16 protein-coding genes are annotated in these 22,021 nt (G+C 71.3%); 7 read left to right on the forward strand and 9 right to left on the reverse strand.

Translation table 11 applies throughout. The features are described 5' to 3' along the window. Nucleotides 1-34 precede the first annotated feature (34 nt). Together dnaJ and hrcA are read right to left on the reverse strand one after the other, a co-directional pair. The gene (gene dnaJ / locus AAC944_RS13160) at nt 35-1,168 is read right to left on the reverse strand and encodes a molecular chaperone DnaJ (RefSeq protein WP_030614614.1); all 1,134 of its coding nucleotides are present in this window, start codon (nt 1,166-1,168) and stop codon (nt 35-37) included. Then, a complete protein-coding gene (gene hrcA, locus AAC944_RS13165) occupies nt 1,169-2,185 on the reverse strand; it encodes a heat-inducible transcriptional repressor HrcA (RefSeq protein WP_030614617.1) in 1,017 nt (338 codons plus the stop codon). A 284-nt stretch (nt 2,186-2,469) separates the two neighbouring features. On the opposite strand from hrcA, the gene AAC944_RS13170 reads away from it, so the two are divergent. Both AAC944_RS13170 and AAC944_RS13175 read left to right on the forward strand, forming a co-directional pair. Further along, nucleotides 2,470-3,204 carry an MBL fold metallo-hydrolase gene (locus AAC944_RS13170; protein WP_030614619.1) on the forward strand — a complete coding sequence of 245 codons (735 nt, stop codon included), beginning with the start codon at nt 2,470-2,472 and terminating at the stop codon, nt 3,202-3,204. Nucleotides 3,205-3,243: 39 nt separating this feature from the next. Continuing rightward, nucleotides 3,244-4,080, forward strand: a complete 837-nt coding sequence (locus AAC944_RS13175; protein WP_030614622.1) for a DUF3097 domain-containing protein — start codon at nt 3,244-3,246, stop codon at nt 4,078-4,080. Here the strand turns inward: AAC944_RS13175 and AAC944_RS13180 are convergent. The 3 genes from AAC944_RS13180 to AAC944_RS13190 form a co-directional block, all read right to left on the reverse strand. Next, nucleotides 4,058-4,636, reverse strand: coding sequence for a Uma2 family endonuclease (locus AAC944_RS13180; protein WP_030614625.1), 579 nt, complete (start codon nt 4,634-4,636; stop codon nt 4,058-4,060). The two genes, AAC944_RS13175 and AAC944_RS13180, sit on opposite strands and share 23 nt — an antisense overlap. Before the next feature lie 100 nt (nt 4,637-4,736). Further along, nucleotides 4,737-5,969, reverse strand: coding sequence for a radical SAM family heme chaperone HemW (gene hemW, locus AAC944_RS13185; protein WP_030614627.1), 1,233 nt, complete (start codon nt 5,967-5,969; stop codon nt 4,737-4,739). A gap of 46 nt (nt 5,970-6,015) precedes the next feature. Continuing rightward, on the reverse strand, nt 6,016-8,025 hold the full coding sequence (locus tag AAC944_RS13190) for a SpoIIE family protein phosphatase (RefSeq protein ID WP_030614629.1): 2,010 nt from the start codon (nt 8,023-8,025) through the stop codon (nt 6,016-6,018). 100 nt (nt 8,026-8,125) lie between these two features. Between AAC944_RS13190 and AAC944_RS13195 the strand changes: the two genes are divergently transcribed. Together AAC944_RS13195 and AAC944_RS13200 are read left to right on the forward strand one after the other, a co-directional pair. Further along, complete coding sequence (locus AAC944_RS13195; RefSeq protein WP_368397171.1) at nt 8,126-12,277, forward strand: HAMP domain-containing protein; 4,152 nt, start codon at nt 8,126-8,128, stop codon at nt 12,275-12,277. Between the two features lie 26 nt (nt 12,278-12,303). Further along, entirely contained in the window at nt 12,304-12,891 is a 588-nt protein-coding gene (locus AAC944_RS13200; protein WP_030614632.1) for a response regulator, read from the forward strand. Between the two features lie 69 nt (nt 12,892-12,960). Here the strand turns inward: AAC944_RS13200 and AAC944_RS13205 are convergent, their stop codons facing one another. Together AAC944_RS13205 and lepA are read right to left on the reverse strand one after the other, a co-directional pair. Then, nucleotides 12,961-14,874: an AMP-dependent synthetase/ligase gene (locus tag AAC944_RS13205; protein ID WP_438272798.1), complete on the reverse strand. Its 1,914-nt coding sequence runs from the start codon at nt 14,872-14,874 to the stop codon at nt 12,961-12,963. A 384-nt stretch (nt 14,875-15,258) separates the two neighbouring features. Continuing rightward, nucleotides 15,259-17,127 carry a translation elongation factor 4 gene (gene lepA, locus AAC944_RS13210; RefSeq protein ID WP_368397172.1) on the reverse strand — a complete coding sequence of 623 codons (1,869 nt, stop codon included), beginning with the start codon at nt 17,125-17,127 and terminating at the stop codon, nt 15,259-15,261. A gap of 306 nt (nt 17,128-17,433) precedes the next feature. Between lepA and rpsT the strand changes: the two genes are divergently transcribed. Further along, nucleotides 17,434-17,700, forward strand: coding sequence for a 30S ribosomal protein S20 (rpsT, locus tag AAC944_RS13215; RefSeq protein WP_030614640.1), 267 nt, complete (start codon nt 17,434-17,436; stop codon nt 17,698-17,700). Nucleotides 17,701-18,481: 781 nt separating this feature from the next. Further along, complete coding sequence (locus tag AAC944_RS13220; RefSeq protein ID WP_368397173.1) at nt 18,482-19,471, forward strand: hypothetical protein; 990 nt, start codon at nt 18,482-18,484, stop codon at nt 19,469-19,471. A 282-nt stretch (nt 19,472-19,753) separates the two neighbouring features. On the opposite strand, the gene holA is transcribed toward AAC944_RS13220, so the two are convergent. Next, nucleotides 19,754-20,740 (reverse strand): DNA polymerase III subunit delta, encoded by a 987-nt coding sequence (gene holA / locus AAC944_RS13225; RefSeq protein WP_030614647.1) that lies wholly within the window; start codon nt 20,738-20,740, stop codon nt 19,754-19,756. A 107-nt stretch (nt 20,741-20,847) separates the two neighbouring features. Here holA and AAC944_RS13230 point away from each other — a divergent pair, with 107 nt between their 5' ends. Then, nucleotides 20,848-21,099, forward strand: a complete 252-nt coding sequence (locus AAC944_RS13230) for a hypothetical protein (protein ID WP_063759935.1) — start codon at nt 20,848-20,850, stop codon at nt 21,097-21,099. Nucleotides 21,100-21,190: 91 nt separating this feature from the next. Here AAC944_RS13230 and AAC944_RS13235 read toward each other — a convergent pair whose 3' ends face one another. Further along, the gene (locus AAC944_RS13235; protein WP_438272825.1) at nt 21,191-21,985 is read right to left on the reverse strand and encodes an arylamine N-acetyltransferase family protein; all 795 of its coding nucleotides are present in this window, start codon (nt 21,983-21,985) and stop codon (nt 21,191-21,193) included. Between the last annotated feature and the right edge of the window lie 36 nt (nt 21,986-22,021).

Genomic DNA, 22,021 nt, shown 5'->3' on the forward strand with positions numbered 1-22,021 from the left:
GGGGAGCGACCGTGTACACAGCGTTCAGCGCCTCTCATCGTCCGTTGAAGGCATCTTTCAACCGCGAGAACAGCCCCTGCTGGCCCGGCTGGAACTGGCCCGTCGGGCGTTCCTCGCCGCGGAGCTTGGCGAGCCGGCGCAGCAGCTCCTCCTGCTCCGGGTCGAGCTTGCCCGGGGTCTGGACCTCGACGTGGACGACCAGGTCACCGCGGCCGCCACCGCGCAGGTGCGTGATGCCGCAGCCGTGCAGCGGGATGGACTGGCCGGACTGGGTGCCGGGCCGGATGTCGACGTCGCGTACCCCGTCCAGCGTCTCCAGCGGACACTTCGTGCCCAGCGCCGCCGCGGTCATCGGGATGGTGACCGTGCAGTGCAGGTCGTCGCCGCGCCGCTGGAAGACCGGGTGCGCGACCTCGTGGATCTCGACGTACAGGTCACCGGCCGGGCCGCCGCCGGGGCCGACCTCGCCCTCGCCCGCGAGCTGGATGCGGGTGCCGTTGTCCACACCGGCCGGGATCTTGACGGTGAGCGTACGGCGCGACCGGATGCGGCCGTCGCCCGCGCACTCGGGGCACGGGGTCGGCACGACCGTGCCGAAGCCCTGGCACTGCGGACAGGGCCGGGAGGTCATGACCTGGCCCAGGAAGGACCGGGTGACCTGCGAGACCTCACCGCGACCGCGGCACATGTCACAGGTCTGCGCGGAGGTGCCGGGCGCGGCGCCCTCGCCGGAGCAGGTCGTGCACACCACGGCGGTGTCGACCTGGATGTCCTTGGTCGTACCGAACGCGGCCTCGTTCAGCTCCACGTCCAGCCGGATCATGGCGTCCTGGCCGCGGCGGGTGCGCGAGCGCGGCCCGCGCTGCGACGCCGTGCCGAAGAACGCGTCCATGATGTCGGAGAAGTTGCCGAAGCCCGCGCCGAAGCCGCCGGCACCGGCGCCGCCGCCCTGGGAGTTCGGGTCCCCGCCGAGGTCGTAGACCTGCTTCTTCTGCGGGTCCGACAGCACCTCGTAAGCGGCGTTGATCTCCTTGAACCGCTCCTGGGTCTTGGGATCCGGGTTCACGTCCGGGTGCAGCTCGCGCGCCAGCCGCCGGAAAGCCTTCTTGATCTGGTCCTGCGAGGCGTCGCGGCTGACACCGAGGACCGCGTAGTAGTCCGTGGCCACTTACGACTCCGCCAGGATCTGTCCGACGTAACGTGCCACTGCGCGTACCGCTCCCATCGTTCCGGGGTAGTCCATGCGGGTCGGTCCGACCACGCCGAGTTTGGCGACTGCCTCGTCGCCCGAACCGTAGCCGACGGCGACGACCGATGTGGAAGTGAGGCCTTCGTGAGCGTTCTCGTGCCCGATGCGCACGGTCATGCTCGAATCCTTGGCTTCTCCCAGCAGCTTGAGCAGCACGACCTGCTCCTCAAGTGCCTCCAGCACCGGCCGGATCGTCAGCGGGAAATCATGTCCGAAGCGCGTGAGATTGGCGGTACCGCCGATCATCAGCCGCTCCTCGGTCTCCTCCACCAGAGTTTCCAGCAACACCGACAGCACTGTCGAGACCGTGCCCCGGTCCTCCGTCTCGAAGGACTCGGGAAGGTCCTGCACCAGCTGCGGCACGTCGGTGAACCGGCGTCCCACGACACGGCTGTTGAGCCGGGCCCGCAGGTCCGCCAGAGACGTTTCGCCGAACGGCGCGGGGCAGTCGATCATGCGCTGCTCGACCCGTCCGGTATCGGTGATCAGGACGAGCATCAGCCGGGCCGGTGCCAGCGACAGCAGTTCCACGTGCCGGACGGTGGACCGGGTCAGCGAGGGGTACTGCACCACCGCGACCTGCCGGGTCAGCTGCGCGAGCAGCCGCACCGTACGGGCCACGACGTCGTCGAGGTCCACCGCGCTGTCGAGGAAGCTGTGGATCGCCTTGCGCTCGGGACCCGACAGCGGCTTGACCGCCGCCAGCTTGTCGACGAAGAGGCGGTAACCCTTGTCGGTGGGGATACGGCCGGCGCTGGTGTGGGGCTGCGCGATGTAGCCCTCGTCCTCCAGCGCGGCCATGTCGTTACGGACGGTGGCCGGTGAGACGCCGAGGTGGTGGCGCTCCGTGAGCGCCTTGGAGCCGACCGGCTCCTCGGTGCCGACGTAGTCCTGGACGATGGCACGCAGCACTTCGAGTCTGCGTTCGCTGAGCATCGCGCACACCTCCAGTCCCGCGCTTTTCCCAGGCCGTCTCCGGCCGCCTGACCGGGGCCGCAGGTCCGGCCGGGGTCCGACCGTCCCTGGCACTCGACCGGTCCGAGTGCCAAACCCCGGTCCAGTGTACGGCCGGGTAGCACGGCCAGGGCAAGGCCGGGCGACACGGCTCGCGGCCCGGCGGGCCACCGTATCGCGCCGGGACCGGTCCATGCCCCCGGGATCCGCCCAGGTCAGCCGGGCGGCCGCGCGCGATTTCCCGGTATCCGGGCTAGCGTCGCGGTATGGGCACGACTTGGGAAGAGGCAGGCTGGGAGCGGCTCGCGGACGGCGTCGCACGCCGTCGGCTGCCGGGCTGGGACGCCACCGTCGGGGTCGTGGCCGGCACCACCGGCGTCCTCATGATCGACACGGGGTCCGGGCTGCGCGAGGGCGCGGAGCTGCGCCGCCAGGTGCGCGAGGTGCTCGGCCGTGAGGTGACCCACATCGCCCTCACCCATCCGCACTTCGATCATGTGCTCGGCACGGCGGCGTTCGCGGGCGTGACCGTCTTCGGCGCGACCGGGCTCGCCGAGCTGCTGCGGCGCGAGCCGGAGGCGCTGCTCGGCGACGCGGTACGCAACGGGGCCGATCCCGGCGCGACCGCCGAGGCCGTGGACATCGTGGTGGTCCCGGAGCACGCGGTGTGCGGCGAACGCACCCTGGAGCTCGGCGACCGCCGCGTCCTGCTGGCCAACGTCGGGCCCGGGCACACCGCGCACGACCTGGCGGTCTGCGTACGGTGCGGGCCCGGCGAGCCGGAGATCGTCTTCTGCGGCGACCTCGTCGAGGAGTCGGGCGAGCCGCAGGCCGGCCCCGACGCGCTGCCCGCGTGCTGGCCGGGGGCGCTGGACCGGCTGCTCTCCCTCGGGGGCGAGGACGCGCGGTACGTCCCCGGGCACGGCGCCGTCGTGGATGCCCGCTTCGTCCGTGCCCAGCGCGACGAGCTCGCCCGCCGCTTCGGCGTGTCGCCCGTCTAGCCCACCCGAGGGGCGCCGTCCGCGCATATCGTCTGTCGAATGCGCAGCAGACAGTACGGTCCCGACCTCACTCCCCCATGGAAGAAGCAGCGCCCCGCGCCCGAGGTGCCGGCCGAGCCCGATCTCGTCGTCGAAGAGGTCGCCACCGGCTTCTGCGGGGCCGTCATCCGCTGCGAGAAGACCGCCGAGGGACCGACGGTCACCCTGGAGGACCGCTTCGGCAAGCACCGGGTCTTCCCGATGACGCCCCGCGGCTTCCTCCTGGAGGGCAAGGTCGTCACCCTCGTTCGCCCCTCCGCCGCGTCCGCACGCCCCCAGGGACCGCAGCGCACCGCCTCGGGCTCCCTCGCCGTGCCCGGCGCCCGCGCCCGGGTCGCCCGCGCCGGCCGCATCTACGTCGAGGGCCGCCACGACGCGGAACTGGTCGAACGCGTCTGGGGTGACGACCTGCGCATCGAAGGCGTCGTGGTGGAGTACCTGGAGGGCGTCGACGCTCTTCCTTCGATCGTCCGCTCCTTCTCCCCCGGCCCGGACGCCCGCCTCGGCGTCCTCGTCGACCACCTGGTGCCCGGCTCCAAGGAGTCCCGCATCGCCGCGTCGGTCACGGACGCGAACGTCCTGATCGTCGGCCATCCGTACATCGACATCTGGGAGGCCGTGAAGCCGGCGTCCGTCGGCATCCCCGCCTGGCCGTCCGTCCCGCGCGGCCAGGACTGGAAGACGGGCGTCTGCCGGGCCCTCGGCTGGCCGGAGAACACGGGGGCCGCGTGGCAGCGGATCCTCGGCTCGGTGCGTACGTACAAAGACCTTGAGCCGGCGCTGCTGGGGCGGGTGGAGGAGCTGATCGACTTTGTTACGGCCGGCGATGGCGCCTGACCTTCGGCAGTGTGCCGAAGCCGCTGGTGTCCAATTCGATGCCGAGCATGTCAAGTGGCACCGGGGCGCCGAACTTGACCGTCCGCTCCACCTCATAGTCGGCTTGCTCGCCCTTGCCTGTCGGTTCGGTGAGCAGGAGGCACTCGGCCTCGAACGGATCGATGATCAGGTACGCGGGCACCGATCCAGCGGCGTAGATGGAACGCTTGACGCCATAGTCCGCGTCGCCGGTGCTCTTGGAGACGACCTCCACCAGCAACGTGACGGCCGGGGAGGGGATGAGGCGGCCCGGCCCCTCGACAGCCCCCTTCTCGAACACTACGAGATCCGGCTGCGGCTCACTGCTCTCGCCGGGGATGGCAATGTCTTGGGTCTGGAGACGGTGCCAACGCTCCCGTGGGATCTGGTCCTGAACATCCTGCACGATCCAGTTGTGGACCCGATCGGGCCCCGCCATCATCACGATGTTCCCCCGCAAGAGCTCGATCTTGTACCCCTCGAAGAGCTCGGGGTGCTCGTCGAATACAGCGATCATGCGCTCGTCCACAGCGGTCATCTCCGTGGTCCTCCACATTCGCCGCGTGCTGTCGGCGGCAGCCTAGGGACAGCGTAGGCAACGTCACTCGGAAACTGCAGCAGTTCACTCCCGCGAGTGATCAGTCCACCAGATCCCGCACCACCGCGTCCGCGAGGAGGCGGCCGCGGAGGGTGAGGACGGCGCGGCCCTCCTCGTACGGGCCGGGCTCCAGGAGGCCGTCGGAGAGGGCCTCCTCCGCTGCCGCGAGACCCGCCGGGCGCAGCAGCTCCAACGGACACCCCGCCGCCAGCCGCAGCTCCAGCAGGATGCGCTCCACCCGGCGGTCCTCGTCCGCCAGGACTTCGCGGCCCGCGCCCGGCGACCGGCCCTCGCTCAGCGCCTGCGCGTACGCGCCCGGGTGCTTCACGTTCCACCAGCGGACGCCGCCGACGTGGCTGTGCGCGCCGGGGCCCGCGCCCCACCAGTCGGCGCCGGTCCAGTACAGCTCGTTGTGGCGGCAGCGGGCCGGCTCGGACGTGGCCCAGTTGGAGACCTCGTACCAGGTGAAGCCCGCGGCGGTCAGGGTCTCCTCGGCGATGAGGTAACGGTCGGCGTGCTCGTCGTCGTCCGTCATCGGGACCTCGCCGCGGCGGATGCGGCGGGCGAGCTGGGTGCCTTCCTCCACGATGAGCGCGTACGCGGAGACGTGGTCGGGGCCCGCGCCGACCGCCGCGTCCAGGGAGGCCCGCCAGTCGTCGTCGGACTCACCGGGCGTGCCGTAGATCAGGTCCAGGTTGACGTGGTCGAAGCCGGCCGCGCGGGCCTCGGCGACGCAGGCCTCGGGGCGGCCCGGGGTGTGCGTACGGTCCAGGATCTTGAGGACGTGCTGCCGGGCGCTCTGCATGCCGAAGGAGACCCGGTTGAAGCCGCCCGCGCGGAGTTCCGCGAGGTAGCGCGGGTCGACGGACTCCGGGTTCGCCTCGGTGGTGATCTCCGCGTCCGGCGTGAAGCCGAATTCGTCGCGAATGGCGGCGAGCATGCGGGAGAGGTCGGCGGCCGGCAGCAGCGTGGGCGTACCGCCGCCGACGAAGACCGTCTCGACCTGGCGGGGGTCCGCGCCGAGGATCTTGCGGGCCTGCCGGATCTCCTCGATCAGGGTGTCGGCGTAGTTCTCGCGCGAGGCGAGCGCACCGCCGGAACCGCGCAGCTCGTTCGCGGTGTAGGTGTTGAAGTCGCAGTATCCGCAGCGGGTCGCGCAGTACGGCACGTGCAGATAGAACCCGAGCGGCCGCTCGCCCGCTCCGTCCAGGGCGGAGGCGGGCAGCGCCCCGTCCTCGGGCATGGGCTCGCCGTCGGGGAGTGCAGAAGGCATACGTCCATTGTCCGGTACTCGGCGAGTGCCCCCTTCCGCCGTCCCGCTACGGCCGCAGCGCCTGGAGGACCAGCAGCGCCAGGTCGTCGTCCGGCGGGGTCGGCCCGAAGGCGTGCACCCGGCTCCGGAGGTGTTCGGCGACGCCGTCGGCGCCCAGCCCCGCGCACTCCGCCAGGGCCTGCGCGAGCCCGTCCTCGTCGTCGAAGAGCCGCCCGCCCGAGCGCCGCTCGGTCACGCCGTCGGTGACGCACAGCAGCGTCTCCCCGGGCGCGAGGTCGAAGGACTCGCTCTCGTACGCCGTGTCCTCCAGGACGCCGAGCAGCATCTGCGGCCCGGCGACCGCCCGTACCGTGCCGTCCGTACCGAGGACCAGCGGCAGCGGGTGCCCCGCGCTGGCGATCGTGCAGCGCGCTCCCCCGGCCCCGCCCTCGTGCGGGACGATCTCGCCGTAGAGGAGGGAGAGGAAGCGTGCCTGCTCGCTCTCCTCGCGGTAGCCGGGCTGCAGCTCCGCCTCGGAACCGGCCTCGACCACCGCGGCGGCCACCGCCGCGACGGAGTCGGCGGCCTCCCGCGCGACCGTGCGGTTCAGCCGGTCCAGCACGTCGCCGACGCCGTACCCCTCGCGGGCCAGCAGCCGCAGCACCGGACGGGCCAGACCGGTGACGGCCGCCGCCTCCGGGCCGCTGCCGCAGACGTCGCCGAGCATGAAGCACCAGCGGCCCTCGCTCGCCTGGAAGAGGTCCCAGAAGTCGCCGCCGGCCCAGGCGCCCTCGCGCGGCTCGTACACCACGGCCGAGGCGACGCCCGGCACCTCGGCGCGCCGGCCCGGCAGCAGCCGGCGCTGCAGCACCCTGCTGATGCGTTCCTGGCGGCTGTAGGCGTCGGCGGTGGCGATGGCCCGGGCCACCCGGCCCGCCAGGTCCTCGATGAGCGAGACCACTTCGTCGGGGAAGCGCAGCAGTCCTGCCCTGCCTATCAGCAGCGTGCCGTGCCGCCGTACGCCGGAGATCAGGGGGCAGGCCAGGGCCGCGCCGCCGGGGCCGAAGCCGCTGGGCTCGCCGGGCCAGGGCCAGGGCCCCGCGCCCGGGGTCTGGCCTTCGCCGCCCCGGCCGGTCAGCACCGGCGGGTCCTTCACCAGCAGCTCACGCAGCCCGTCGATACGGCTCTCCGTGGCGTGCCAGACGCGGGAGAGGCGGGGCGTGCCGAAGTCCCCTCCGTCGTCCAGCCACACCGCGCACCAGTCGGCCATCCGCGGCACGATCAGCTGCGCGACCAGCGCGGCCACCTGGTCCGCGTCCAGCTGCCCGCTGAGCAGGTCGGACGCCTCGGCGAGGAAGGACAGCGCGCCGTGGTCGAGCCGCTCGACCTCGCAGCGCCGCAGCGCGGCCCGCTGCGGCGCGGGGGACATCAGCACGGTGGCCTGCGGCCCGCCTGTCACCGGGTGGTGCGCGTCGAACACCTCGACGGGTGGTTCGTACCCCGCCTCCGGGCCGTCGGCCGTCACCCGGAACCACACGGTCTTCAGCGTGCGCCGGTACGTGATGCCCCAGGCGTCGGCCAGCGCGCCGACCAGCTGCAGCCCACGGCCTGCGCCCTCGGCCGTCACCGCGTCGTGGCGGCCGCGCACCGGGCGCGCCGGGTGGTGGTCGGAGACCTCGACGATCACGGCGGTGCAGGGGCCGTCCTCGTCCAGCCGGCAGAGCAGCTCGACGGCGGTCCCGGCGTGCACGACGGCGTTGGTGACCAGCTCGCTGACGAGCAGCTCGGCCTCTTCGGCGAGGCGCTCCGTCAGATACTGCGCGCCGGGCAGCTCGCGGGTGGCCCAGTCGGCGACCGTCGTACGGACGAACTGCCGGGCGGCGCCGGCGGCGATGGGCGCCCCGGGGAGGCCGACGGCGCGGGAGCTCTCGCCTCCGTATGCACCGGCGGCGGGTTGCCGGCCACCGGCCGGGCAGCCCTCGGCGGACTCGTCTCTGCCGGCGCCGGGGGCGGCGTCGGGCCGGGCCACGGCCCGCCTGCGCACCACGTCGGATTCCGACGGAGTTGTCGTCCTCATTGAGCACTCCCGAGCAGTTCCGCAATAGCGCCGATTGCGCCACCTTCAGGGTGACAGACTGAGCCCACCCATTCGCACCGAGTTACTGAAGTGGGCCACTATGTCGGTGGATTCTGCAGTGCCCCGCGCTCCGCGGGAGACAGGCACCGACTGGGTGCGCACAGCCGATCTCAAGCCGCTGCTGTCCGCGCTCGTCTCGATGTCCTCAGGTGATTTCCGTACCCGCCTCCCCGTGGCGTACGACGGCGTACTCGCCGAGCTGCACGGGGCGTTCAACGACATCGTCATCCGCACCCAGCACCACGCCGACGAACTGGTGCGGCTGCGCTCGGAGCTGGTCCGCCAGGGCCGGCTGGACGAGCGGATGACGGCCAGCCCCGGCCAGGGCACCTGGACCTCCTCCGTCCTGGCGGCCAACGACATCATCGACGCGCTGGTCGTTCCGGCCGCCCATGCGACGAAGGTGCTGAACGCCGTGGCGGGCGGTGACCTGACGCAGCGCGTGGAGCTGCACGACGGCCATCGCAGGCTGCGCGGCGACCGCTGCCGGCTGGGCCGCGCGGTGAACTCCATGGTCGATCAGCTCTCGCTGTTCACCGGTGAGGTCACCCGGGTGGCCAGGGAGTCGGGCAACGAGGGGCGGCTGGGCGGCCGGGCCAAGGTCGCCGGGCTGTCCGGGAGCTGGCGGGACGTCACGGAGGCGGTCAACACGATGGCCGCCCGGCTGACCGCGCAGGTGCGGGACATCGCGGCGGTGACGACGGCGGTGGCGCGCGGCGACCTGACGCGTCAGGTGACGGTCGAGGCGACCGGCGAGCTGCTGGAGCTGAAGCTGACGGTCAACACGATGGTCGACCAGCTCTCCGCGTTCGCCGACGAGGTCACGCGGGTGGCCAGAGAAGTGGGTACGGAGGGCCGGCTCGGCGGCCGGGCGCAGGTGCCCGGCGTGTCCGGCGTCTGGAAGGACCTCACCGACAACGTCAACTTCATGGCCTCCAACCTCACCTCCCAGGTACGCAACATCGCCCAGGTCACCACCGCGGTCGCCAACGGCGACCTCAGCCAGAAGATCACGGTCGACGCGCGCGGCGAGATCCTGGAGCTGAAGGAGACCGTCAACACGATGGTCGACCAGCTCTCCGCGTTCGCCGACGAAGTGACCCGGGTCGCCCGCGAGGTCGGTACGGACGGGCGGCTCGGCGGCCGGGCGCAGGTGCGCGGGGTGTCGGGGATGTGGAAGGACCTCACCGACAGCGTCAACTTCATGGCGGACAACCTCACCACCCAGGTGCGCAACATCGCCCTTGTGGCGACGGCGGTGAAGGAGGGTGACCTCGGCAAGAAGATCACGGTCGAGGCCAAGGGCGAGATCCTGGAGCTGAAGACGACGATCAACACGATGGTCGACCAGCTCTCCGCGTTCGCCGACGAGGTGACCCGGGTCGCCCGCGAGGTCGGTACGGAAGGCAACCTCGGCGGCCAGGCCCAGGTGCGCGGTGCCTCCGGCGTCTGGAAGGACCTCACCGACAACGTCAACTTCATGGCCTCCAACCTCACCTCCCAGGTACGCAACATCGCCCAGGTCACCACCGCGGTCGCCGACGGCGACCTGTCGAAGAAGATCTCGGTGGATGCGCGCGGCGAGATCCTGGAGGTGAAGGAGACCGTCAACGGCATGGTCGACCAGCTGCGGGCGTTCGCCGACGAGGTGACCCGGGTCGCCCGCGAGGTCGGTACGGAGGGCAACCTCGGCGGGCGCGCGCAGGTGCGCGGCGCCTCCGGGGTCTGGAAGGACCTCACCGACAACGTCAACTTCATGGCGTCGAACCTCACGACGCAGGTGCGCAACATCGCGCTCGTCGCGACCGCCGTCGCGCAGGGCGACCTGTCGCAGAAGATCGACGTCGATGCGCGCGGCGAGATCCTGGAGCTCAAGACCACGCTCAACACCATGGTGGACACGCTGTCCTCGTTCGCCTCCGAGGTGACCCGGGTGGCCCGCGAGGTCGGCAGCGAGGGCCAGCTGGGCGGCCAGGCCCGCGTCGAGGGCGTCTACGGCACGTGGAAGTCCCTGACGACCAGTGTGAACGAGCTGGCGCTGAACCTCACCACGCAGGTCCGGGCGATCGCCGAGGTGACCAGCGCGGTGGCCTCCGGCGACATGACGCGCAACGTCACGGTCGAGGCCCGCGGCGAGGTCGACGAGCTGAAGAACAACATCAACATGATGGTCTCCAACCTCCGCGAGACCACCCGCGCCAAGGACTGGCTGGACGCCAACCTCGCCCGGCTGGCCGGCCTGATGCAGGGCCACCGCGACCTGGTGGAGGTCGCCGACCTGATCCTGCGCGAGCTGACGCCGCTGGTGAACGCGCAGTACGGCGCGTTCTTCCTGGCCAGCGCCGAGACCGACGAGCTGCGCCTGGACTTCATCGCGGGGTACGGCTCGGCGCACGACGCCAGCATCGACACCCCCGGCTCGCACGGCCACGGCCTGGTGCGCCAGGCCGCCATCGAGAAGAAGCGCATCCTGGTGGAGGAGGTGCCGTCGGACTACATCAAGGTCGACTCCGGGCTCGGCGAGGCGGCCCCGACCACCGTCGTGATCATCCCCGTGCTCTTCGAGGACCAGACCCTCGGCGTGATCGAGCTGGCGTCCTTCTCCCGCTTCTCCGACGTCCACCTCGCCTTCTTCGACCAGTTCGTGAACACCATCGGCGTCGCCATCAACACCATCGTCGCCAACTCCCGTACCGAGTCGCTGCTCAGCGAGTCCCAGCGGCTGGCCCGCCAGCTCCAGGAGCGGACGGGTGAGCTCCAGCGCCGCCAGGCCGAGCTGCAGCGTTCCAACGCCGCGCTGGAGGAGAAGGCCGCGCTGCTGGCCAGCTCCTCGCGGTACAAGACGGAGTTCCTGGCGAACATGTCGCACGAGCTGCGCAATCCGCTGAACTCCCTGCTGATCCTCGCGCAGATGCTCATCGACAACGAGCACGGCCACCTCAGCCGGCACGAGGTGGAGAGCGCGGCGATGATCCACCGCTCCGGCTCCGAACTGCTCCAGCTGATCAACGACATCCTCGACCTCTCCAAGATCGAGGCCGGCCGGATGGACGTCTTCCCCGCCCGGGTGCCACTGATCAAGCTGCTCAACTACGTCCACGACACCTTCCGACCGCTGACCCTGGACCGCGGCCTGGCCTTCGAGGTCTCGGTGACCGACGTGGTGCCCAAGGAGCTCTACAGCGACGAGAAGCGGATCAAGCAGGTACTGCGCAACCTCCTCTCCAACGCCCTGAAGTTCACCTCCAAGGGCAAGATCGACCTGCATGTGGACCTGGCGGCCGACGAGACCGTCACCTTCACCGTCACCGACACCGGCATCGGCATCGCGCCCGAGAAGCTGCCGGTCATCTTCGAGGCGTTCCAGCAGGCCGACGGCACGACCAACCGGAAGTACGGCGGCACCGGCCTCGGCCTCTCCATCAGCAGGGAAATAGCGGGCCTGCTGGGCGGCATCCTCACGGCCGAGAGTGAGCCCGGCGCCGGTTCCACCTTCGTCTTCCGCATCCCCGTCAGGTGCCGGGGCACCGCGGACCCCGTCGAGCCGCTGCCCGCCGTCGAGGACCAGGACATCACCGGCGAGGCGGCCCCGGAGGAAACGCCGCCGGAGCCTCCCCGGCCACTGGCTCCCGCGCCGTCCGGGGTCCCCGAGGAGACCGCCTGGCCCGCCGTCTCCAACGTGGAGCAGTGGGCCAGGGGCGCCACCGGCGAGCTGCTCTCGGGCGCCCAGGCACTGGTGGTCGACGACGACATCCGCAACGCCTTCGCGCTGACGAACGTCCTCAGCCGGGTCGGCATGCGGGTGATCTACGCCGAGCACGGCCGGGAGGCCATCGAGATGCTCGGCAAGAACCCCGGCATCGACTTCGTCCTGATGGACATCATGATGCCGGAGATGGACGGGTACGAAACGATCCGCGCCATCCGGCGCACCCCGCGGTACGCCGATCTCCCCGTTGTCGTCCTCACGGCCAAGGCCATGCCGGGCGACCGCGAGAAGTCGCTGGAGACAGGTGCCAACGACTATCTCCCCAAGCCCCTCGACGTGGACCGGCTGCTGAACGTCGCGGTCGATCTGCTCTCCAAGTACCGCTCGTCCGCGCCGTCCCCCGACGGCGGCGCGCCGGCAGGCCAGGAGGGCGACGGCGACCCGGCCGAAGCGGCCGGCAGGGGCGAAGACAGTGGTCCGTAGGAGTACACCAGTTCAGAAGGCCAGTCATGAACCACGTCACCAGCACCCTCAGCGACGACCGGGCGGGGATCCTCCTCGTCGACGACATGGAAGAGAACCTCGCCGCGCTGGAAGCTGTGCTGCGCTCACTCGGTGAACCGCTCGTTCGCGCGCGGTCCGGCGAGGAAGCGATGAAAGCGCTGCTCAGGCAGGATTTCGCGGTGGTACTACTGGACATCTTGATGCCCGGCATGGACGGCTTCGAGACCGCGACCAACATCAAACGTCTCGACCAGGCCAAGCACATCCCGATCATCTTCCTGACCGGGACGGACGCCGACTCCGGCTACGCCTTCCGCGGCTACTCCACGGGAGCCGCCGACTACCTCACCAAACCCTTCGACCCCTGGGTGCTGCGTGCCAAGGTGAAGGTCTTCCTGGAGCTGCACCAGAAGAACCGCCAGCTGCGCCGGCTGCGGCAGCAGGACCGGGACCGCATCGAGGAGCTGGCGGACCGTATCGCCGCCATGGAGGAGACGCTGGCCGGCAGCGACCACCTCGAAGCGGGCGAGCTGCGCGCGAGGATGGCCGCCCTGGAGGAGACGGTACGGGCGCTGCGCCACGGCCGCCCGTGACCCCTGCCGCGCCCGCCGGCCGACCGGTCGGGGCCCGCCCGTTCAGCTGCGGACCCCGGCGCGGCCGGGTCAGGACTCGCGGGTACCGGCGTACATGTCGTCCAGCAGGTCCTTGAAGGTGCGCTCGACGACCGGCCGCTTGACCTTGAGGCTGGGTGTGACCTCACCGTGCTCGATGTCCAGGTCCCGCGGCAGGATGCGGAACTTGCGGATCTGCTGCCAGCGCTGCAGTCCTTCGTTGACCCGCTCGACGTAGCCGTCGATCAGCTCGCGGACCTGTTCGGTGGCGACCACCTCGGCGTACGTCCTGCCGGCCAGGCCGTGTTCCTTGGCCCAGGTCAGGATGGTCGGCTCGTCCAGGGCGATCAGCGCCGTACAGAAGTTGCGGTTGGCGCCGTGCACGAGGACGTTGGAGACGAACGGGCAGACCGCCTTGAACTGGCCCTCCACCTCGGCCGGGGCGATGTACTTGCCGCCGGAGGTCTTGATCAGGTCCTTCTTGCGGTCGGTGATCCGCAGGTAGCCGTCGGCGGACAGCTCGCCGATGTCACCGGTGTGGAACCAGCCGTCCGACTCCAGCACCTCGGCCGTCTTCTCCGGCAGCCCGTGGTAACCCTGCATGATGCCGGGACCGCGGAGCAGGATCTCGCCGTCCTCGGCGATCCGGACCTCCGTACCGGGCAGCGGCTTGCCGACCGTGCCGGTGCGGTACGCCTCGCCGGGGTTCACGAAGCTGGCCGCGCTGGACTCGGTCAGGCCGTAGCCCTCCAGGATGTGGATGCCGGCGCCGGCGAAGAAGTAGCCGATCTCGGGCGCGAGCGCCGCCGAGCCGGAGACCGCGGCGCGCAGCCGCCCGCCGAACGCCTCGCGCAGCTTGGCGTAGACGAGGGCGTCGGCCACCTTGTGCTTGGCGGCGAGTCCGAACGGCACCGAGGCGGTGCCGGTGCGACGGAAGTTGTCCTGCGAGACCTTGGCGTACTCGCGGGCGACGCCGGCCGCCCACTGGAAGATCTTGTACTTCGCCGCGCCGCCCTCGCGGGCCTTGGCGGCGACGCCGTTGTAGACCTTCTCGAAGATCCGCGGCACGGCTGCCATGTACGTCGGCCGCACGACCGGCAGATTCTCGATGATCTTGTCGACCCGGCCGTCCACGGCGATGACATGCCCCTGGGCGATCTGGCCGGCGGTCAGCACCTTGCCGAAGACGTGCGCGAGCGGCAGCCAGAGGTACTGCACGTCGTCCTCGTTGACGAGGCCGGTCGCCTGGATCGCGCGGGCCATGTACGCCCAGCAGTCGTGCGGCAGCCGGACGCCCTTCGGACGGCCCGTCGTACCGGAGGTGTAGATCAGCGTGGCCAGCTGGTCGGCGCGGAGGGCCGCGACCCGCTCCTTCACACAGCTGGGGTTCTTCTCCAGGTACGCGGCGCCGCGCCGCTCCAGCTCGGCGAGCGAGAGCACCCAGCCCTCGGGGTCGCCCTCGGCCGGTACGGCGGCCGCCTCGTCGATCACGATGACGTGCGCGAGGTCCGGCAGCTCGGCGCGGCACTCACGGGCCTTGGCCAGCTGCGCGGCGTCCTCGGCGATCATCACCCGGCTGCCGGAGTCGGCGAGGATGTACGCCGTCTCGTCCGCGTTGGTGCTGGGGTACACGGTCGTGGTGGCCGCGCCCGAGCAGAGCACACCGAGGTCGGTGAGGATCCACTCGACCCGGGTGCTGGACGCCAGCGCCACCCGCTCCTCGGGGGCCACGCCCAGCTCGACGAGGCCGGCGGCGGTGGCGTACACGCGCTGTGCGGCCTGGGCCCAGGTGAGCGACTTCCAGTCGTCCGGGCCCTGGCCCGAGGCAGGCGGCACGGGATAGCGGTAGGCCTCGCTCTCGGGGGTGGCCGCGACCCGCTCCAGGAAGAGCGTCGCCACGGAAGGTGGCCGGTTCTCGATCAACGACTGGCTGTCCGTCACGTGTTCCTCCGGGGCCCGCTTCATTGCTGGTGACTCGCGAGTAACCTTCGAGCAGGATCAGACTAGAACGCGTCGCGCCCCCATGTAAGGGCCTGCGACACACTCGTTCACCTTGTGACCGATCGGTGTGCGCCGGGCCGGTGCGGCGGATCCGCGCGACGGTTCTCAGAGCCGTCTTCCCCCGCGTTCCGGCACCCGAACCGGCACCTTGCCACCCGAGGGTGAACACCCGGCGACTCACTGTAGGTGACCGGGCTCACACTCCTCGCGAAACGGACCGGCGGGGGCGAGAACACGCCGCTGACATGCGGCGCCGCAGGAACGCGAAGGGCGCCCGTCCCGGCTGGGAACGGACGCCCGGCACCGCTCAGCGGTGCTCCGCCGATACGCGGCGGTCACCGTACGGCGTTACTTCTTGCCCTTGGAGTCACCGTCGGAGTCCGAGGACAGGACCGCGATGAAGGCCTCTTGCGGAACCTCCACACTTCCCACCATCTTCATCCGCTTCTTGCCTTCCTTCTGCTTCTCCAGCAGCTTCCGCTTACGGGAGATGTCACCGCCGTAGCACTTGGCGAGGACGTCCTTGCGGATGGCGCGGATGGTCTCGCGGGCGATCACCCGGCTGCCGATGGCCGCCTGGACCGGCACCTCGAAGGCCTGCCGCGGGATCAGCTCACGCAGCTTGGAGACCAGCCGGACGCCGTACGCGTACGCCTTCTCCTTGTGGCAGATCGCGGAGAACGCGTCGACCTGGTCACCGTGCAGCAGGATGTCGACCTTGACCAGGTCGGCGACCTGCTCGCCGGTGGGCTCGTAGTCCAGCGAGGCGTAACCGCGGGTCTTGGACTTGAGCTGGTCGAAGAAGTCGAAGACGACCTCGGCGAGCGGCAGCGTGTACCGGATCTCCACCCGGTCCTCGGACAGGTAGTCCATACCGAGCAGATTGCCGCGGCGGTTCTGGCACAGCTCCATGACCGAGCCGATGAACTCGCTCGGGGTCAGGATCGTCGCCCGCACGATCGGCTCGCGCACCTCGGCGATCTTGCCGCTGGGGAACTCGGAGGGGTTGGTCACCTCGTGCTCGGTGCCGTCCTCCATCGTCACGCCGTAGATCACGTTCGGCGCGGTGGCGATCAGGTCGAGGCCGAACTCGCGCTCCAGCCGCTCCCGGATGACCTCCAGGTGCAGCAGGCCGAGGAAGCCCACGCGGAAACCGAAGCCCAGCGCGGCCGAGGTCTCCGGCTCGTACACCAGCGCCGCGTCGTTCAGCTGGAGCTTGTCCAGCGCCTCGCGCAGCTCGGGGTAGTCCGAGCCGTCCAGCGGATACAGACCCGAGAAGACCATCGGCTTGGGGTCCTTGTAGCCGCCGAGCGGCTCCTCGGCGCCCTTGGTGAGCTGGGTGATCGTGTCACCCACCTTGGACTGCCGGACGTCCTTCACGCCGGTGATCAGGTAACCCACCTCGCCGACGGACAGCCCGTCGGCGGCCTGCATCTCCGGCGAGTTCGTCCCGATCTCCAGCAGCTCGTGCGCGGCGCCGGTCGACATCATCTTGATGCGCTCGCGCTTGCTGAGCGTGCCGTCGACGACCTTCACGTACGTGACGACACCGCGGTACGCGTCGTACACCGAGTCGAAGATCATCGCGCGGGCCGGCGCGTCCTTCACGCCCACCGGCGCCGGCACGTCCCGCACGACCTTGTCCAGCAGCTCGTCCACGCCCACACCGGTCTTCGCGGAGACCTTCAGGACGTCCTCGGGCTCGCAGCCGACGAGGTTCGCGAGCTCGGCGGCGAACTTCTCCGGCTGGGCGGCCGGCAGGTCGATCTTGTTGAGCACCGGGATGATCTGGAGATCGTGCTCCATCGCCAGGTACAGGTTGGCGAGCGTCTGCGCCTCGATGCCCTGGGCGGCGTCGACGAGCAGGATGCACCCCTCGCACGCGGCGAGCGACCGCGAGACCTCATACGTGAAGTCGACGTGCCCGGGGGTGTCGATCATGTTGAGGATGTGGGTCTGCCCGTTCTCCTCATCCGTACGGGCCCAGGGCAGCCGGACCGCCTGGGACTTGATCGTGATGCCCCGCTCACGCTCGATGTCCATGCGGTCGAGGTACTGCGCGCGCATCTGCCTCTGCTCCACGACTCCCGTCAGCTGGAGCATCCGGTCGGCAAGCGTCGACTTGCCGTGGTCGATGTGCGCGATGATGCAAAAGTTACGGATGAGAGCCGGGTCGGTACGGCTCGGCTCCGGCACGTTCGTAGGGGTCGCGGGCACGCAGAGGTCCATTCAGAGAACGCGGGTCAGATAACGCGGTAGGCGGGACTCGGGCATTCAGTCCTCCCTATCGTCCCATGAGCCGCGGCCCCAAACTCCTCGGGAGGCGCGGGGACGCCGGGCCGCACCGGGGCCCGGCGCGGCCGTACAGCGGCCTCCGGTCCGGTTTGGGCGGCCGTTACCCCTGCTGGTAGCCTGGTCCACCGTGTTTCGTGCCCTCTCATGTACGCGACACGCAGAAAGCCCGGGAACGGACGAGCTGCCGCTCGGCCTCCCGGAACCCAACGAACCTGAAAAGGCTCTTTCGTGGCGAACATCAAGTCCCAGATGAAGCGGATCAAGACCAACGAGAAGGCTCGTCAGCGCAACAAGGCTGTCAAGTCGACTCTGAAGACCGCGATCCGTCGCACCCGTGAGGCCGTGGAGGCCGGTGACCTGCAGAAGGCCACCACCGCCCAGGCCGAGGCCGCCAAGAAGCTCGACAAGGCCGTCAGCAAGGGTGTCATCCACAAGAACGCCGCCGCCAACAAGAAGTCGGCGCTGGCGAAGAAGGTCGCGTCCCTCAAGGCCTGACCTTCCGGTGCTTCACCTGAGGCCTCCCCGGAGGCCTCGCGGTCGCCGTCACGGGTCCTGACCTGTACGGCAGCCACCACGCTTCACCGCCGGTGAGGGCCCAGCGGCCCCTCTCTCCGCTCCTCCCCGGCACCCCGCGCCGCACGCGGCCTGCGTTCGCCACGCGGGTGCGGCGCACCCGATACACACCGAGGACCCCGTCCCGCCCTTCCCCAGGGCGAGGCGGGGTCCTCGGCTTGCGGGCTTCTCCTTGCGGCGGAGGGGCCGGCGCCTTGCGGCGGTGAGCCCAGTGCCCCTGCGGCGGAGGGCCCGGTGCCCCTGCGGCGGTGGGCCCCGGCGCGAGGGCGGCGGCTGCCCCTGTGGCGGAGGGCCCGGCTTCCTTGCGGCGGTGAGCCCGGTGCCCCTGCGGCGGAAGGCCCCGGTCCCCCTGCGGCGGAAGGCCTCAGTCCCCTGAGGTGGGGGCCCGGCTTCCCTGCGGCGGTGGGCCCCGGCGCGAGGGCGGCGGCTCCCCTGCGGCGGAGGGCCCGGCTGCCCTGCGGCGGTGGGCCCCGGTGCGAGGGCGGCGGCTCCCCCTGTGGCGGAGGGCCGGCGCCTTGTGGCGGAAGGCCCAGGTCGCCCTGCGGCGGGAGGCCTCAGTCCCCTGCGGCGGTGGACCCGGCTCCCCTGCGGCGGAAGGCCCCGGTCCCCCTGCGGCGGTGGGCCCGGCTGCCCTCTGTGGGGCGAAAGGTCCAGGCCATGGTGGGGCAGCGGTGGCTGATTCCTCTCGGATACGCTGCCGCCCATGTCCAACTCGGGGGAACAGCCCAATCCGTACGCCCAGCAGCCGCCACAGGCTCCCCAGGGCCCACCGCCTCCACCACCTCTGGCACCTCAGCAGCCGCAGACCGGACCGCAAGGCCGGCAGGGACCGCAGCCTCCTCAGCCGACGGGCCCGTACGGCCAGGTGCCGCAGCAGAACCCGTACGCCCAGCAGCCGGCCGGCTACGGCTACCCGGCGACCGGCCCCGGTGCCCACGGCGCCCCGACCATGCCGGGCGGCGTACCCGTCGGCGCCCCCGGAGGCTACGGCAGTGGCCCGGGCGGAGCAGGCGGCAGCGGCAGCAGTGGCGGCAAGGGGCTGCCCTCCTGGCTGTGGGCCGTCGGCGGGGCCGTGGCCGCCTCGGCCGTCTGGGCGGGCGTGCTGTTCCCCACCGGCGGCCTCAGCGGCGAGCCCGACCCTGACCTGCGCGGCTACAGCTACCGGACCGATCTCTGCGGTGCCACCTCCTGGACCCCGTTCGAGGACGCGCGCTTCAGGATGGAGGACAGCAGCACCTCGTCCAGCGCGGCCGAGAACCCCGAGGCCAGCGGCGCTCAGGACGCCGCGCTGGACTCGATGTGGTGCAACGCGGACCTGGTGTCCGAGGACGCGGGCAGCGACGACTACTCCTCCACCTTCGTCTACACGAAGGCGTTCCTGCACAAGAAGACCGACCCGGCACCCGAATTCGCGGCGCAGTACCGGTCGTACGAGCAGCAGGGGTCGAACGACTACAAGGTCACGCCCGTGCAGGGCATCGGCGACGAGGCGTACCTCGTGAGCCGCGACGAATCCCCTGACAGCAAGAGCACGTACGTCGTGCTCGGCGTGCGCGACGGCTGGCTGACGTACGAGACCACCTGGTCCAGCTACGCCGGCAGCAGCGACACCACCGACCACCCCACCTCCGACGAGGCCGCCGCCATGCTCCGCACAAGCGCCACCCAGACCCTGCAGAAGCTGAAGAACTGAGACCCGCCACGGGCCGGACCTGCCGGGACTGCCGGGCCTGGGCCGGGTAGGTCCGGCCCGGCCGAAGCGTCCCGGCGGGTCCGGCCCGGCTCAGGCCTGGCCCGGCGGGGTCCGGCCCGGCCGGGGCGTCCCGGCGGGATCCGATCCGGCCCAGGCCCGACCCGGCGGGATCCGGCCCGGCCCAGGTCCGGCCCGGCGGGGACCAACCCGGCGGGTCCGGCCCGGCGGGTCCGGCCCGGCGGGTCTGGCCCGGCGGTTGTCGGAGAACCGGCCCGTCAGGGCCTAGCGGCGGGAGCGGGCCGCGCGGGCGATCGTGACGACGGCTTTCTCCAGGGCGTACTCCGGATCGTCGCCGCCGCCCTTGACGCCCGCGTCGGCCTCGGCGACCGCGCGCAGGGCCACCGCCACGCCGTCCGCCGACCAGCCCCGCATCTGCTGCCGCACCCGGTCGATCTTCCACGGCGGCATGCCCAGCTCCCGGGCGAGATCCCCGGGGCGGGAGCCACGCGGCGCCGAGGCGAGCTTGCCGATGGCCCGGACGCCCTGCGCCAGCGCACTGGTGATCATGACGGGCGCGACGCCGGTCGACACCGCCCAGCGCAGTGCCTCCAGGGCCTCGGCCGCGCGCCCCTCGACCGCCCGGTCGGCCACCGTGAAGCTGGAGGCCTCGGCCCGGCCGGTGTAGTACCGCGCGACCACCGCGTCGTCGATCGTCCCCTCGACATCCGCCGCGAGCTGCGCACACGCCGAGGCCAGCTCCCGCAGGTCACTGCCGATGGCGTCCACCAGCGCCTGGCAGGCCTCCGGCGTCGCGGACCGCCCCGCCGTACGGAACTCCCCCCGCACGAACGACAGCCGGTCGGCGGGCTTGGTCATCTTCGGGCAGGCCACCTCACGCGCCCCGGCCTTGCGCGCGGCGTCCAGCAGCCCCTTGCCCTTGGCGCCGCCCGCGTGCAGCAGCACCAGCGTGATCTCCTCGGCCGGCGTGCCGAGGTACGCCTTGACGTCCTTGATCGTGTCCGCGGACAGATCCTGCGCATTGCGCACGACCACGACCTTGCGCTCGGCGAAGAGCGACGGGCTGGTCAGCTCGGCCAGCGTGCCGGGCTGCAGCTGGTCGGGCGTGAGGTCGCGCACGTCGGTGTCCGCGTCGGCGGCCCGCGCTGCCGCCACCACCTGCTGGACCGCACGGTCGAGCAGCAGCTCTTCCTGCCCCACGGCGAGCGTGACGGAGGCGAGCGGATCGTCGTTTGCTGTCTTCCTGGCCATCGCGGACCAGCATCCCACGCCCCACTGACACACCCGCCCGCGACCGCCGCCACGGTCCCCGCCCACCACCCCGGCCGGCACGCTCCCCGCTGTCGGAGAATGGCGGGGTGAGCGATGTTCGACATGTACTGGTGTTGCCCGACCGGGACGCCGCCGAGGAAGTGGCCGAGGTACTGACCGAGGAGTACGGCGTGGCCCAGGAGCCGCAGCTCGTACGGGACGCCCTGGCCGGCGAGGACGACGCCGAGGACGCACAGTGGCTGGTCGTCCTCGAGGACCCCGAGGCCGCCTGCGACCCGGCCACGCTGGACACCCTGGCCGCGGAGTACGAAGGCTGGCTGGAGCCCGAGCGCCCCTAGCCGACCGACGGACCGGCCTCGCCGGCCTCGCCGATCTCGCCGGTCTCTCCGGTCTCGTCGACCTGCCGAGCTAGCTGGTCGAGGCGTCCGATCACCGGGGTGACGGGGTGACCGGTGTGCGGTCGAGGGACATACCGAAGTGGGTGCGGTAGGCGGCGAGCAGCTCGTCCTCGGGTATCTCGCGCTCCGTCCGGCTGCCGTCGGGCGCGGTGCTCACGAACGTACGGCCGGAGAGCGTGATCCGGCCCCCGTCCTCGGTCAGCCGCGAGCAGACCAGTGACTGCGTGAAGTGCGACTTCGGGGAGGTGGTCTGCCACCAGCAGCCGGCCTCGAAGTCGCCGAGCACCCGGGGCCGCAGTTCGAGCCGGTACTGCGGTGCCCCGTCCCGCAGTACGTCGAGGTCGCCCTCGTCCGTGGCCACGAACCGGAAGACGCCACCCGGGTCGGCCTGCTCCTCGGCCGTGTCCAGCCGCAGCGGGAAGTGGCTGTGCCGCCCGAACCCGACGTCGGCCAGCAACGGTCCGTCGGCCGTGCGGACGCGCACGGCCGCGTGGTCGTACGGGATGCCCAGCCGCCCGTCCTCGCCGTAGACCCGGCCGGACAGCAGCTCGGCGTCGTATCCCAACGCGGTCAGCAGCATCGCGAACGCGCCGTTGAGTTCGTAGCAGAAGCCGCCGCGACGGTCCCGTACGACCTTGTCCAGCAGGGCCCGCTCCGTGAGGACGATCTCCTCGCCGAGGTGGATGGAGAGGTTCTCGAACGGCACCGTGCGCAGGTGCTGAAGGTGCAGCCGCCGCAGCGCCTCGGCATCAGGCACGACGGGCCGCTCCGCACCGATCCGCCGCAGATACGCCTCGATGTCCCCGCTCCCGGCGGAGGCCCCTATCCCGGCGGCGGCCCCGATCCCGGCCGAGGCCCCGGT

Origin of the sequence: Streptomyces sclerotialus (genome assembly GCF_040907265.1) — a bacterium.
GTDB lineage: Bacteria > Actinomycetota > Actinomycetes > Streptomycetales > Streptomycetaceae > Streptomyces > Streptomyces sclerotialus.